The sequence below is a fragment of the Thiovibrio sp. JS02 genome (genome assembly GCF_053485635.1).
Genome location: NZ_CM130715.1, coordinates 1,541,677 through 1,554,944 on the forward strand (window position 1 = coordinate 1,541,677; position 13,268 = coordinate 1,554,944).

Genomic DNA, 13,268 nt, shown 5'->3' on the forward strand with positions numbered 1-13,268 from the left:
CTCTCTCCTTTGGATTCTTGACTATTTTTTGGGCGGAACACTGGTTGCTGTCCGGTATTGGGCATCAATCTGGCCACCATTGGCTTTCACGAGTTCAGTCAGTATGCCGGCAAGAAGCATCTCCTGTCGCTCCTGCCGCAATTCCTGCCGGTGCTGCATTTCGATCAGCCGGGCCAGCATGAAGGCGGTTTCCCTATTTACGGCAGCTGGCGAAGCGGCCAGCATCTGGGAATACCATTCAGGATTGTTGGCCCGCCGATCCACTTCCGCTTGCTGAAGCAAGAAGTAACTTGCCTGGCCGGATTTGATTGCATCATCAACAGCCTTCGGCACAGTTACCCCTCCCATCTTTGCCCAGATGTTACGGATGTGATCTGCCAGCGGTACTCCATCAGCTTCAGCCGGCGCCCGCCAGGCCATGGCTTCGGCGAAGGCCGAAGCGGCGAGACCAAGCTTTGCCTGCTCTGAAAGCCGCATTGCTTCATAAGCCCGGCCTTGATCGGTGTTCTCCAGGTTGCCAGGTAAAACCGGCCGAGGTTGCGGTTGCACGACGTTGCTAGAATACGCCCTTGCCGCCTCTGTCTGTTGTTGATTGAATACATAGCTCTGGTTGCCCGGCAGGCCGGCGCCATGCGTAACAGATCGCGGATCAATGTCAGCATCCTGCATGGCCGACACGGCGGAACAGCGTTTCTGTTCCACATCAACGGGGCTGCAATACTTTTCCCGGTGCCGGGAGTACGTCGTATAAGTGGCCGAGACCGGGGAACTGGTATTCAGCCCCCGCCAGCGAAATCCGGCATGCTCAATTGCAGCTGTCCTTGACGCGCTTCTGGCGACTGCTCCGGCCATCGAGGCGGTGGACACCGAATCACAGGGATTTGGCGGCAGGATCCCGTAATCTTGTCGTGCCCGGGCAGCGCTCTCTGCCCCGGCCAGAGCTACCCGCTTTTTGTCACGATTGTCTGCCACGTCGCCGGCAACCCGGGTGGCCTCACCTTTGACGGCATCGGCGCTGGTGGCAATGGCTTCTTTTAGACTCCTTTGGGAATTTTCTATTGCCCCCACAATATTCCCTGCGGCTGCGTTGATCGCGGCCACTTCTCCACAACACCCGGCCATGGCGCCATTCGCAGGGGCCAGCACGGCAAGCAACGCCAAGTATGCCGCATATTTTTTCGTATTTTTCATTTCGCGGGCCTCGTGAAGGTAAACATTTTTTCCTTGGGACTCGCCGCCCGGCAGGCCGGATCCGTCCCCCCATAAACGACGCATTTGCAGTTGCAGGTTTGCGAGGTTTCTTTCTTAAAGAATGTCCAAACCTCCGTCGGTCCCGTTTCGGGGAAACACTCACATTCGCAACTTTCTTCCCAGCCGCCGGGGCCGGTGATCACCAGGTTCATTTTTTCCTTTTTCGCTTCCTCGGCAGCCTGCGCCTGCCATGCCAACCCCAAAATCGCCATTGTCACTACTAAACAGATTGTCTTTTTCATTTAAAGATCCCCTTAATGTAGCCTGGTATTTCGCTGATTGAATCCTGAATGGCCCCGCCTGATGACTTTTTCACGGTCACGTCCGCAGCCGGCGTGCTGACCGTGTTGGGCTGGTAGACCCCAAGCTGATTTGATCCCGGCAAGCCGACCTGCGCTCCGCCGATGTTGCCCGGCAGCATAACGCCTTGCCGCATGTTTCCTGCCGCCTGGTTGTAGACCGAATCGATCGACGTGCAGGCCGCCTGAGAAACACGGTCCAGGGCTTGCTTTGCCAGATCGCTAACGGATGGGATGCCCAACATACCGGCGACCTTCACGTCCTTGTACTTTTCCAGGCAATTGGAGCTTGAGGCATTTGCCGCGCCTGGCCTGCCCGGCTGTCCCGTGGTGGTTCCGCCACCCTCCAAGGTTGCCGCCGAAGCCTCGGAAAATTCTTTAATTTCCCTGTCCCGTGCATTTTGCGCCATCTGCTGAGCCCGGGCCATCAGGTCAGGTCTGACCGATTCGCAGTCGGCAGCCAGGGCCAGCGTCGGGGAACTGCCGAGAAGAACTATCATTGCGGAAATTTTGATGATTTTTTTCATGCTGCCAACCCCTCCTCTTTTGCGCGTGCGAACTCCAACTCCGCTTTCGCCACCAGGTATTTGCGGGTAAAGACAGCCACCAAGCAAGCCGCCAGTAGCGAAATTACCGGACCAGGCCCGCCAGGGCGCATCCAGCCGAAGGAAAAAAGCAAGCAGCTGAAGACCATCGAAAACTGGTAAAAGTTTTTTCTCCCCAGAAGCGAAACTAGGGGCAAGCCCAGAAACTCAGATTTCGGATCGAGTAGATCCAACTGCTTGGCCCTTTTCCAGCCACGCCAACCAGCCCAGCTCAGAGCCACCCCTCCCACCATCCAGAAAAAATAGTAGATAGGGCTTGCCTCGCGGCCAGACACAACTCTGATAAGGAAATTGAGGCCCGCCGAAGCGGCGATAATGTACCCACTCATTACCGCCGGCCAGGCAAAGAAGCAGAGATTTTCCTTGAATTTTGACTTTTCCATTTTTCCCTCCATTCTGTTCGCAGAATTTGTGTGGTTCCCCTCCCCCCGTGAGGGGGGAGGGGCTTGTACGCCACAGGGTATCTTTTCCCGGCGGGAGAGTTCCGGAAAAAGAAAATGGTGGTAGATGTGCGTCGGCCCACCCATAAATTCTGCGTCATTCAGGCCAGCCAGGAAGTTTGCTACTTCTTCAAACCCTGCCCGAAAAAACTTTTTTTGGACGCATTCGTCTGTTTCAACTTCGGGAATCAGACTAATTCTCACCCCATTTTTGCAGGGGCGAACATCCAACTTTTCCACGTTTGCACCCCAAAACGGAGAGCAGTATGCCCGCGCGAGGCAGATCCATTCATTGTCAGCCGCCGCCTGCCCCATGTGTCCCCGCCAATTGCCGCCACACTCCTCCCTTCCGTCGTAATTTCCTTTTTCCTCAATTTTTTCCATCCATTCCTGCTTCATGATTTTCTCCTTTTTTGTTTTTTTGTGGTTCTTCCCCTATGGAAAAACATCTTTTCACCCCCTTCCCTCACCCCTAAGGGGGAGGGGGTGAAAAGATACAGATCCCGGCTTAGCCGGCTTCCGCTGCAGTTCACAGGCTGCCAGATCGGTACTGACTTGCTTCCGGCAGGGCGAGGGAGCAGTGGGCGTGACAGGCAAAGCCTGGCGCGACCTCTGCCGCCCTGTCCGGCCACTGCTCCAAAATCCCGGAGGGGTCGGGGGGCCAGGGGGCGGGGAGGGCCTGACCTCCCCGGCTCCCCCTGCGTGTTATTGGGATTAAGTGGGCCGAGGCGCAGAGTTTTCTTTCTTGGCCCTGCCTGCCGCCCGGCGCTCTTCTGCCTCTTTGAGCCGTTCTTCTTCGGCTCGGGCCTCTTCCTGGACCCGACGCTCTTCTGCCTCTCTTTCCTGCCTCTCCCGCTCTTGCTGCTCGGCCAAGGCCTTTTCTTTTGCCTTCTGCTCTTGCTGGCGCACCTCTGGATCTGCCCGGCGGATCTGATTGTCGGTGTTTCTGTCAAGCTGCTGGTGCTCCATCTTCTCCTGCCGCTCGGCCTTCTCTGCAAATGCCTCTATTTCAGAGGGGGTGACTTTCAGGGCCTTGATCTCTTGCTCGATCTCCTCCAGCCGATGAGCCTCTTTTCCGCCCAACTCCTTGAGCCTTGCGATATCCTGACCGAGCTTTTCCCGCTGACCGAATTGCCAAAAAGCGAGCATTTCCTGCTGCTTCTCAGTCTCCGCCACCTGCCGTTTGAAAGACGCAAGCCGGTTCAGGGCTTGTTTTTTCTCTTTGGCCAGCTCCGCTCGCCGCTCCCCGTGTTTTTCCTTCAGGCATCTTGCGTGGCAAGCCTCCGGATCCAGCCTCCAGCCCCACTGCTGATTTATTTCCTTATGCATCTCCTTGCGGTGCTCGTTGTATAGATCACGGAGTTGCTCACGCACCTGAGTGCGGATCGCCTCAGGGGCAAGGTCATGCAGCTTGTACCCCACATCCGTATGGGCAATCGCGCCGAACTGTACCGGGGTCAGGGAGCGTTTCCGTGCGATTTTCTCTATCCATTCCCTTGCCTTGTCTTCTGGGGTTTGCTCGACAGGCATTATATGCTTTGGTGTCACCTCTTGATTTTCGGTAGATATCATTTTTTGCTCCTCACGAGGCCGGGAAGCAGCAGATGAAGCAAAGACGTCGATGCCCTCTGTGCCGGCTTCTGCTGATGCTGCTGCAGGTGCTTCCAGAGTGCCCTGCCCATTCCTGCAAACTCCTGCTCCAGGGTCGCAATTTGCTGATTCTGGTTCAGGATCTGCTGTTCCAGCGCCTTGATCTGCTGAGGCAAGCGGAACAGTGGTTTCAACATTGCCGCTGTCTCCTGCGTCACCTGCTGCAGCTGTGCCCGCATCAGCCGCAAGATCTCTTCCCCCTGCTCCACCGTCAGGAGCTGGGGAGAGGGCGGCGTTTCCTGCTGCCAGTGGTTCTGAGGTTCGATCTCCTCCTCCATTTTCTGAATCATGCTCATGTGCTGTTTCCTCCTTTTTGGATGGCACCGTGTAACCGGGTTGTATTTGATTTTGAGGGGAGGCAGCCGGGCCGATCGAATCCGGCATGCCCGGCATGCCATGTTTTTCTCGCCAGGACTGAAGCTCGACTAGGTCCTCGGCAGATGGCTGATACCCCTGGATATCCAAGCCCATCTTGGATCCGGCCAGCCAGGCCTTGCGGCAAAACTCCTCCTCGCCCTGGATTTTCAGGGATTGACCGAAGGTCTCCGAGGCGGTGAGCAGCGCCGCTCGTATGGCCAAATCCTGCCTGGCCAGGACGTGGATTTGCTGGCCTTCCATCCGGAACGCCACTCGCTCTGGGTTCCGGCGGTGCGCCCAGGATCCGTTTTCCAACTGGACAAAATATCGATCTCGTTCTTTCCAGGGGTCGATTTGCCCACGCGCTCGGTAGATTTCAGGCGCCTCTGTCGGTGCCGGCCCCGCCGAGGAGAATGAGCCAGCCACTTCGGAGGCTACGGCCTTCTCACGTAGCCGGGCAACCAGCTCGGCGTCTTTCGTTGCATCAAAATGCACATCCTCCGCAATCCTCTGCCATTTGTATGCTTTGCCGAGGCTGCTGCCTGAGAAGGCATCACCGCCGGCGAGCCGGAAAGAGATACCGCCGACCTGGCCGGATTTGCCGGCTGGCAGCACCTCGATGCCACTTTTTTGGCATCGGGAAACGAAGGTGGCAAAATCCGGGCAGTCCTTCCGGACGGTCCCTATTTTTTTCTGCAAAATGAGGCGATCCGGCACCTTGCCGGTGCGCCGGTACTGGCCAAGCTCGCCTTTGCTGAGACTTTTTTTCTCGCCGCCTTCGGCGCCGGCGGTGAGTTTGAGATTGTGCTCCTTTTCCAGCTCCTGGCAGATCCGGATGGATTGGCGGATGCCGTACTGGTCGTGCCAGACCTTCCCGTCCAGGGCTATGCGGGAGACAATCAAGTGGATATGGTCATGCTCCTGGTCGGTGTGGCGGCAGCAAAACCACTGGTGCCGATCTGGATCCAAGCCCATGCGGGAGAGATAGTCCCGGCTGACTTCCGCCCATTTTGCGTCGCTTAGTTTTTCCCCTGGCGGCAAGGACAAGCTCACATGGTAGACCGGATTTTTGATCTCCGGGCGCAGCCTCCGCGAGGCGGAAAACTGGCGGGCCAGGTCGCGGGGGTCAGTACCCAGGACATTCCCGGCCCCCTCGACCGGGACAGCTCGGCCCGGGTGATTTTCCTCGCCGGGCCCCAGCACGTATTCCAGTGCCCCCCGGAACCCATTCCCTTTTGTTATTTTGCCTTTCACGTCCTCCTCCTATGGATGAAGTATGTGATTTTGTGTCCTCAAATCTCACCACCATCCCCGTCCAGGGCATTTGCAGAGGCAATATGTGATTCGGTGTCCTCTAAGGGAGGAAAAAAACCCTCTCCGAGGAGCTGCCCCCGCAGGCGACCCAGCGCTTCCCGGATTTCGAGGATATCCGGCGTAACGCCCCCCTCAACGCCCGCCTCCACCAGGTGTAGGTGATGGGCAATTTGGTTGAGGTTCGCCGCCGTTCGGGCCAGGGAAACCCAAGCCTCATGGTTGATTGTGGGGATCGAGTGGATTTTTCGGCCCAGGGCCTGCTGCCGGATGTAATCCGGGATCCCGCCTTCGACGAGCCCGCCCTCCCCAGCCATCCGGGTTAAATACTGCATTTCCAGGTCAGAGAAATGGACCCGAACCCTATTTTTTCTTCGTTGGCTGTCCGGCAATGCCGGGCGGCCGGGTTTTTTGAAAGCCATGATCGCCTCCTTTTGTGGTGGAAATATGTTATTTTGTGTCCCCTTATCTTTTCGGGGTGAAGCGAAGCGCCGCCCCCATTTCCCGCTGCCAGAGGCCGGGGGCAAGGTAATCGGTCCCCCATTTTGGGGGCACCGATTAACACCTTGCTACCTGCCAATCTGTGATCAATGCCCAGCGCTCGCGCCGGGTCCCCCTGGGCGAATCGCGTTGTGATCTGGTGGAGAGATGGAGTTTTTGGTCCCTCCACCTGGTCTGTCTGTCCTCCCACCCCGGATTTGACCGCCCTCCGACTTCAAAGCCGCCATGGTGTGGCGGTCGTCATCCTGGCCACCGATCCTGCCGGGATGCCCGCCTACCCAGGCAAGCACCTCATTCGGAAGATGGTGAATCAGGGAAAAACACCGAGAAATTAAGACATATGACAGATAGCAGAAGATAATGAGGGTGGACAGGAAACCACCGATCGCGGCCCAGCCCGAGAAGGCAAAACTGCCGGAACCAAATATTACACTTAGGGAATACTGCAAAAACTTGCCGAGGATCATCATCAGCATCCAACCGGCAACCAGGCCGATGACCATCAATACCGGACGAAAAATCACATTCAGCAAAAATAAGTAGCCATGAGCTGTCCGTTGGCCCATCCCCTCGCCTTCTGTCTCCAGGTGGGCCAACATCCAAAGTGGCGCAGCCACCACTCCCTCTATGGCCACTATGAAATAACCAACGACTCCCGAGAACCAAATGAGGAAAGGGACAAATGGCAGGAAAAATGCCATGAGGACGCCCAGAAGAGTCAGGATCTGGAAGAGAGTAGGCAAGCCGAGGGCGGTTACGCCCGCCCCTATAATTGGGATGCTGGCTGCTTTTGCGGCAAATGCCAGCCCGGCGGCACCTGCTATAGTGAGAACATAACCAAGACCGGTGAGGCCGGTAAGCAAATCGCTCTCGCCGCCCATCAACCCGCGCATGGCGGTGGCCATGCCGGCCGACTCCATGGCGTCGCCGAAAATTTTGGGAAAATCAATGGTCACGGCATTTTTGATCGTTTTCGCCCAACCGGCGACTATACCGACGGCGCGCTCCATGGCTTGGCTCATGATGCCACTCTCGCCTTCGCCGGGAGCAATAGGCTTGACTTCCGCGCTCGCAGCATCGACTATCTCTCTGTTTACGCTGGATATTTTTAGGAAAATGGCCCCAGAATAGAGCCATGAGATGCCTTCTTTTCCCATCCAGTCTGCAAAACCGGTGCGGCTGGCAGCAGCTGCCCGGGCCAGCTTTGAACTTACATCCTGGATGTATTGATTTTTTATGGCGGCCAGGGCTCCTGGATCCGGAGCATGGCCTTCCTGAGTTAAGGCAAGAGACCAAGGATGCAAGGCTATGCTCATCTTTTGCAGGCCCACGGCCTGAGCATCAGCTACTGCAGTGGAATCAAACGGAGGCAAGGCTGCAGGGCCAAGGGGGCCGTCGAAGATGCCTTTGGAGTTAGTTTTGGGGTAAACGATTATCCCGCCACACGAGTCAGGATAATGCCCCTCTGCGGAATCAGAGCTCCCGAAAAGCAATTTCGTGATTGTGCCTTGCTGGGTTAAAGTTCCTTTTTCATCGTAGAAAATTGGCGGTTTACCGGCTTCCGCAGCGGCTTGCTTTTCCTGCAAATTATGCGTAATGGCGCAAACTTGCGACGAAATCAATGCTTCCAGGGTATCGTCCTGAATTCCTGCCTGGGGAGAAGAGAGCACCATGCCGTCCACATGCCCCAGCATCAACTTCCAACTGGCTTCCCAGGTGATATTCGCCACGCCGATTCCAATTACCATTCCCAGGATCATTAAAACCTGCGGGAAAGAATACCCTGCAAACATCGGCACCAGGCCGAATATGCCGTATATAACTCGAATCGGATACCAAATCGAAGAATGCCGACGGCCGAGGAACTGTCCCTCGACGGCGGTATGCATGACGCCGGACATCACGCCGTACAGAACAACAAACGTCGCAACCACAAAGACGGCGACGTTAAAGATGACAAATATCTCGGAAAGCGGAGATTCCGTGCCGGGGATAACCCCGGGAACGGGGCCGAATAGCTGGCCGAGCATGTCAAATGTCGGGTCACCTTCCGCCCTTTCCAGATAATCACTGATCGCGGCCAAAGCTGACGATGGCAAAATTAAGAGAAGCGGGACAACAAGCGCTGCCAACTTAGAAAATAATTTCATGATATTTCACCACTGAAAGATGCGTTTGATACCGCCAGCTGCCCAGAATTCATTTACATCACCCAACTTCCTGATCTCACATTGCCAATAGCGAAATGCGTACTTGAAACTGCACGCCGCGAATACCGCCATCAGGCTGATACTCACCAAGGCCATGTTCATGCGAGAGAGTGTGACGCCATGCAAAAAAATGAGCCCCATCCCCATGATCCAGAAATAAACCGAGACCCAGAACAGCACCCAATAGCAGCGCTTGCTTCCTTTCAGACTTTTCATGATCACGGGAAGTTTTTCAGGAGTAACCTCGAATCGTTTACAGGCGTCTTCAAAGGTATCGTTCTCGACAATCTCCCGGTCCCGCTCAGCCAGGCGCAGCCAGCTGCGAAGAATTCCCTTGGTGGTCCACATCAGAAGATCCCAACCGATGACTGTCAGGAAGGCTTTCTTCATCCCCAAGGCAATCCTTTTCAGCCTGGGGATCTTTTCAGTCCGCTCTTTTTTCTTTCTGAAAAAAAACATCGCGCCCTCTTTTTTCTGTTAATTTTCTAGTGCTTTCAAATAATTGCGTGTGCGCTCCGCCTCCGAAAGCGCCACTACCAGACCATCATCCTGATTTTCCAAGCTTTTTTGCAGTTCCTGGGCACTCTGTCTTGCCAAATTTTCCGCGACCCTCTCCCTATAGCGGTCTATGTTCTTGATTTCCCGACCTTTCTTTATAGCTTCAGCCACTATCTTGTCGGTTAATTGGCTGATTTTTTGTGTTTTTTCATCATCAACACCACCTGGCACTGAGGGGGTAGGGGGAGGTAGATCTATTTGTTCTACTGTTCTACTTTCGTGGCCCCTGCTTGGCCCCTGCTTGGCCCCTGCTTGGCCCTTTGCTTGGCCCTCTGCTTGGCCTTTGTCGATCGGCACAATCTCGTAAATGCCTGAATCTGTGATTTTAAGAGCGGTTCCCCACATGGCCCTTGTGGTGGCCCCCACCATGGCCACAAATCCCCACTTGATGAGCTGATCACGCGCAACCCTGTACTGTTTTGGGGTTGCGCCGATCGCGGCCGCGTCGCCCCGGCCAGTCAATGCTTCCCCGACGTGCAGCTCCACGCCGCTCGCGGGATCCCTGCCCTCCGAAAATCGCGCCCTGGTGGCCAGCAAGGTGAGCAGAGCCAGGGCGTAGGGATGCTGGAGGAGCAGGGCTAAAGCCTCTGTCCTGCCCCGATGCAGTTTGAGCCAACCAGCCACCTATTGCCCCTGCACCCTAGCCCTGAGCCAGGAGATAAGGTCGTTGACCTCGTAAAAAACTATCCTCCCCCCCAATTTCCCCTTTCTGCAGCCTTCCCCGCGGGAGTCCAAATTGGCCATAGTTCTGGGGTTCAACAAGCCCCCTGAAAATTTGGCCACCTCGCGCCGCGCAACTATTGCCGAAGGCCAGCGATCTGCCATTTGATCAAAGATGTCTCTCATTTTCTTTATCCTTATTGTGTTGCTTTCCGTGATTTTGTGTTATGCTGTATGTATCATATGGTACATATTTTGTGGATTAAAGTCAACAAGGAAAAAATAAATGTCCCGCGAAATATCTGAGAGACTGACTAATCTTGTTAATTCAATTGGTTGGACCCAAGAAAAGCTCGCAAAAGAAATTCATTCGAGCCGTCAAACTATCAATCGCTGGGTCACCGGAAAGGTCCCCCCCACGCGAAACAGTCTGTCGCGTGTCGCAAATGCGACAGGATGTAGCCTTGAGTGGCTTCTGACTGGCAATGGAGAAATGTTTGACACCCCGGACTGGGCCAGAGAAGAGACAAACTCTATAGAGCTTGCCCAAAAAGATGACAACCTCGAACATCTCCCTCCGGATTGGCTCGGTTCATCAAGAAAAAATCGCATATCCGACTTGCTGACTAGAGCTGCGATAGTACTAGAGTCCAGTGACGCCTACCGGATAGCATTGGCTGCCACTATCAATGCTCTGTACAAGACTATTGAGATGGAAAAGGAACTTACAGAACTGAAACAGAAATAAAGTGGGGAGATAGTGGGGAGAAAACAACCAGATACAAAAAAGGGTTTTCAGGCCGAAACCCGAAAACCCTTGATTTTACTGGAGCCAACGAGGAGAATCGAACTCCTGACCTACTGATTACGAATCAGTTGCTCTACCGACTGAGCTACGTTGGCGTTCCACTTGCGCATTCACGATATCTTACTGTATCGTGAACGATGATCTGCTACTATCAATTTTAGGAAAAAGTGTCAAGAAATTCCAGTGGATCAGCCGACAAACTGCAACCGAAAAATCTCCTATCTGCAAGTTACGCCGATGAAAAAAAGCATGCCCGTCACCATTCTGGTCGTCGACGACGACACCACCCACCGCATCATGCTCAAATCCATGCTCAGGGAATGGGGCTGGCAGATCGCCGAGGCGGACGACGGCTTCACGGCGGTGGCCGCGGTGCAGGAGCGGCCCTATGACGCCATCCTCATGGACGTACGCATGGCGAAGATGGACGGCATGGAGGCCTTAAAACGCATCCACGCCTACAATCCGGCCATCCCGGTGATCATCATGACCGCCTACTCTTCGGTGGATGCGGCGGTGGAGGCGATCAAGATCGGCGCCCACGATTACCTGACCAAGCCCCTTGATTTCGACCGCCTGAAGCTGACCATGGGCCACGCCCTGGAGCACCGGCAGGTGCAGGAGCACAAGGCCCAGCCCGGCGCAAACAAAGGCCCGGGCCTTGACACCAGCGGCATCATCGGCGACTCCCCGCCCATGCGGGAGCTGATGGAGATGATCTCTTACGTGGCGCCCACCGAGGCCACGGTTTTGATCAGCGGCGAATCCGGAACCGGCAAGGAACTGATCGCCTCGGCCCTGCACCACAACAGCACCCGGAAAAACGGCCCCTTTGTCAAGGTCAACTGCGCGGCTCTGGTGGAAAACCTGCTGGAGTCGGAGTTGTTCGGCCATGAAAAAGGCGCCTTCACCGGGGCGGACCGCCGCCGGGAAGGCAAATTTGTCCAGGCTGGCGGCGGCACCCTCTTTCTCGACGAAATCGGTGAAACCTCCCCTGCCATGCAGGCCAAGCTTTTACGGGTTTTACAGGAACATGAACTGCAGCGGGTTGGCGGCCAGGACACCATCAGCGTCGATGTGCGGGTGCTGGCGGCCAGCAACCGCAACCTCGACGACGAGGTGAAAAACGGCAACTTCCGGGAGGATCTCTACTATCGCCTCAACGTGGTCACCTTGAACGTGCCGGCGCTCAGGGAACGCAAGGAGGATATCCCGGCCCTGAGCGAGTTTTTTGTCCGCAAATGTGCCGAAAAGAACAAACGGCAGGTGGCTGGCATCACCCCCCGCTGCATGGACCTGCTCATCAACTACCCTTGGCCCGGCAACGTCCGGGAGCTTGAAAACGCCATAGAACGAGGGGTTATTCTCATGCGCGGCGAATATCTGGACGAAGAAACCCTGCCCATCGCGGTAAGGCGCTGGGCAGGACAGGGAGAAACGCCCGCAGCCCGGACGACGGTTGCAACACCGGCGTCACTGGAAGAAGCGGAGCGGATGGTGATCGAAAACACCCTGGCCGAGGCGGGGGGCAACAAGAGCGAGGCGGCCCGCCGCCTCAACATCACCAGAAAGACCCTGCTCAGCAAGATGCAGAAGTACGGCCTGGCCTGAAGAGGCTACAGATACCAGGCCTGGAAGACCGCGTCTTCCAGCGGGCCGGCGACAAGCCGCTGTTGCCTGCCGGCGGAGGCGAGAACCACCGTGGCGGCGGGCGACCCCTGCTCCACCTTCTTTCCGTAACGCACCACCAGCCCGGCGGCGGCGGCCAGATCCTCCGGGTGCTCGCTGTAGCGCAACAGTCCCAAGGGGCCGGGCCGCTCCTCCATGGTGAGCAGATCCCCCCGCCCCTGGTGGAGGGCGGCGATCCGCTCGTTCTCCGCCTGATCGCGGCCCAGGGCCAGCCAGCCGCCGTGGGGCAGCTGAAAATGCCGGCCGAAGAGCAGAAGGCGGATGTCGCTTACATTCACCGGCCACTTTTTCCCGTAATACCATGCGATGCGCTTGGCCTGGGCCTGCTCGGTGAGCACGCAGCCGCCGGCCGGCATGGGGTATTCGCTGATGCCGAAGCTTTTGGCCAGCCGCATCTGGGGCTGACGGCCACGGCCCCTGAAGGCGAGCAAGCGCTCGCGGTCCACCAGGCCGACAAGCTCGGCCGGGGTGGGTTCCTGGGTCTTGGCGCAGAGGGGGCGGAGAATCAGATCCTCGCAGCCGCTCTCCCTGGCGATGAGACGCAGGGTGTCCTGGCGCTGGCTCATGGGCCTCTGCCCCAATACCTCGCCACTGATCAGAAAGGAAGCGGCGCATTCATCCATCATCTCCCGCGCGGCCTTCATGAGGAGAATCTTGCAGTCGATGCAGGGGTTGAAGTTTTTTCCGTAGCCATGAGGAGGGTTGGCGAGCATGGCGAGATAGGAGTCGCTCACGTCCCGAAGCAGCAGCTCGATCCCGTAAGTTTCCCTCACCCACTCCACATGCTCGGCTTCCCGGCCGAGAAGATCGTAGCCGAAAAAGGGGGTGACGAACTTGACCGCCTTGACGCGGATCCCCTGGGCCGCGACCAGCCGGCAGGCGAGAATGCTGTCCAATCCTCCGGAAAAAAGAGCCAGGGCAACGGTCAT

The 13,268-nt window shown here is 56.5% G+C and carries 12 protein-coding genes and 1 tRNA gene; 2 read left to right on the forward strand and 11 right to left on the reverse strand.

Going from position 1 to position 13,268, the window contains the following annotated elements; all coding sequences use genetic code 11:
- Positions 1-21: 21 nt before the first annotated feature.
- The 9 genes from ACUUL3_RS07155 to ACUUL3_RS07195 all read right to left on the reverse strand — a co-directional run bounded on the left by ACUUL3_RS07155 (position 22) and on the right by ACUUL3_RS07195 (position 9,806).
- Positions 22-1,191, reverse strand: a complete 1,170-nt coding sequence (locus ACUUL3_RS07155) for a hypothetical protein (protein WP_448555904.1) — start codon at positions 1,189-1,191, stop codon at positions 22-24.
- The gene (locus ACUUL3_RS07160; protein WP_448555906.1) at positions 1,188-1,493 is read right to left on the reverse strand and encodes a hypothetical protein; all 306 of its coding nucleotides are present in this window, start codon (positions 1,491-1,493) and stop codon (positions 1,188-1,190) included. Before ACUUL3_RS07160 ends, ACUUL3_RS07155 begins: the two co-directional genes overlap by 4 nt.
- Complete coding sequence (locus tag ACUUL3_RS07165) at positions 1,490-2,077, reverse strand: hypothetical protein (protein WP_448555908.1); 588 nt, start codon at positions 2,075-2,077, stop codon at positions 1,490-1,492. Before ACUUL3_RS07165 ends, ACUUL3_RS07160 begins: the two co-directional genes overlap by 4 nt.
- Entirely contained in the window at positions 2,074-2,994 is a 921-nt protein-coding gene (locus tag ACUUL3_RS07170; RefSeq protein WP_448555910.1) for a hypothetical protein, read from the reverse strand. Before ACUUL3_RS07170 ends, ACUUL3_RS07165 begins: the two co-directional genes overlap by 4 nt.
- A gap of 315 nt (positions 2,995-3,309) precedes the next feature.
- Positions 3,310-5,856 carry a relaxase/mobilization nuclease domain-containing protein gene (locus ACUUL3_RS07175; protein ID WP_448555912.1) on the reverse strand — a complete coding sequence of 849 codons (2,547 nt, stop codon included), beginning with the start codon at positions 5,854-5,856 and terminating at the stop codon, positions 3,310-3,312.
- A 38-nt stretch (positions 5,857-5,894) separates the two neighbouring features.
- Positions 5,895-6,335, reverse strand: a complete 441-nt coding sequence (locus ACUUL3_RS07180; protein ID WP_448555913.1) for a plasmid mobilization protein — start codon at positions 6,333-6,335, stop codon at positions 5,895-5,897.
- Between the two features lie 165 nt (positions 6,336-6,500).
- Positions 6,501-8,564 carry a DotA/TraY family protein gene (locus ACUUL3_RS07185; RefSeq protein ID WP_448555915.1) on the reverse strand — a complete coding sequence of 688 codons (2,064 nt, stop codon included), beginning with the start codon at positions 8,562-8,564 and terminating at the stop codon, positions 6,501-6,503.
- A gap of 6 nt (positions 8,565-8,570) precedes the next feature.
- Positions 8,571-9,083, reverse strand: coding sequence for a hypothetical protein (locus tag ACUUL3_RS07190; protein ID WP_448555917.1), 513 nt, complete (start codon positions 9,081-9,083; stop codon positions 8,571-8,573).
- Between the two features lie 18 nt (positions 9,084-9,101).
- Positions 9,102-9,806: a hypothetical protein gene (locus ACUUL3_RS07195; protein WP_448555919.1), complete on the reverse strand. Its 705-nt coding sequence runs from the start codon at positions 9,804-9,806 to the stop codon at positions 9,102-9,104.
- A gap of 322 nt (positions 9,807-10,128) precedes the next feature.
- Here ACUUL3_RS07195 and ACUUL3_RS07200 point away from each other — a divergent pair, with 322 nt between their 5' ends.
- Complete coding sequence (locus ACUUL3_RS07200) at positions 10,129-10,590, forward strand: helix-turn-helix transcriptional regulator (RefSeq protein ID WP_448555920.1); 462 nt, start codon at positions 10,129-10,131, stop codon at positions 10,588-10,590.
- A gap of 79 nt (positions 10,591-10,669) precedes the next feature.
- Here ACUUL3_RS07200 and ACUUL3_RS07205 read toward each other — a convergent pair.
- Positions 10,670-10,745, reverse strand: a tRNA-Thr gene (locus tag ACUUL3_RS07205).
- Between the two features lie 142 nt (positions 10,746-10,887).
- Here ACUUL3_RS07205 and ACUUL3_RS07210 point away from each other — a divergent pair.
- Complete coding sequence (locus ACUUL3_RS07210) at positions 10,888-12,261, forward strand: sigma-54-dependent transcriptional regulator (protein WP_448556448.1); 1,374 nt, start codon at positions 10,888-10,890, stop codon at positions 12,259-12,261.
- Positions 12,262-12,266: 5 nt separating this feature from the next.
- Here ACUUL3_RS07210 and ACUUL3_RS07215 read toward each other — a convergent pair whose 3' ends face one another.
- Positions 12,267-13,268: a thiamine biosynthesis protein gene (locus ACUUL3_RS07215; RefSeq protein ID WP_448555922.1), complete on the reverse strand. Its 1,002-nt coding sequence runs from the start codon at positions 13,266-13,268 to the stop codon at positions 12,267-12,269.

What these genes read in the sequence shown, in the direction of transcription:
- ACUUL3_RS07155 (WP_448555904.1), bottom strand. Translation starts at nt 1,191, where the DNA reads ATGAAAAATACGAAAAAATATGCGGCATACTTGGCGTTGCTTGCCGTG.
- ACUUL3_RS07160 (WP_448555906.1), bottom strand. Translation starts at nt 1,493, where the DNA reads ATGAAAAAGACAATCTGTTTAGTAGTGACAATGGCGATTTTGGGGTTG.
- ACUUL3_RS07165 (WP_448555908.1), bottom strand. Translation starts at nt 2,077, where the DNA reads ATGAAAAAAATCATCAAAATTTCCGCAATGATAGTTCTTCTCGGCAGT.
- ACUUL3_RS07170 (WP_448555910.1), bottom strand. Translation starts at nt 2,994, where the DNA reads ATGAAGCAGGAATGGATGGAAAAAATTGAGGAAAAAGGAAATTACGAC.
- ACUUL3_RS07180 (WP_448555913.1), bottom strand. Translation starts at nt 6,335, where the DNA reads ATGGCTTTCAAAAAACCCGGCCGCCCGGCATTGCCGGACAGCCAACGA.
- ACUUL3_RS07185 (WP_448555915.1), bottom strand. Translation starts at nt 8,564, where the DNA reads ATGAAATTATTTTCTAAGTTGGCAGCGCTTGTTGTCCCGCTTCTCTTA.
- ACUUL3_RS07190 (WP_448555917.1), bottom strand. Translation starts at nt 9,083, where the DNA reads ATGTTTTTTTTCAGAAAGAAAAAAGAGCGGACTGAAAAGATCCCCAGG.
- ACUUL3_RS07200 (WP_448555920.1), top strand. Translation starts at nt 10,129, where the DNA reads ATGTCCCGCGAAATATCTGAGAGACTGACTAATCTTGTTAATTCAATT.
- ACUUL3_RS07210 (WP_448556448.1), top strand. Translation starts at nt 10,888, where the DNA reads ATGAAAAAAAGCATGCCCGTCACCATTCTGGTCGTCGACGACGACACC.
- ACUUL3_RS07215 (WP_448555922.1), bottom strand. Translation starts at nt 13,268, where the DNA reads ATGACCGTTGCCCTGGCTCTTTTTTCCGGAGGATTGGACAGCATTCTC.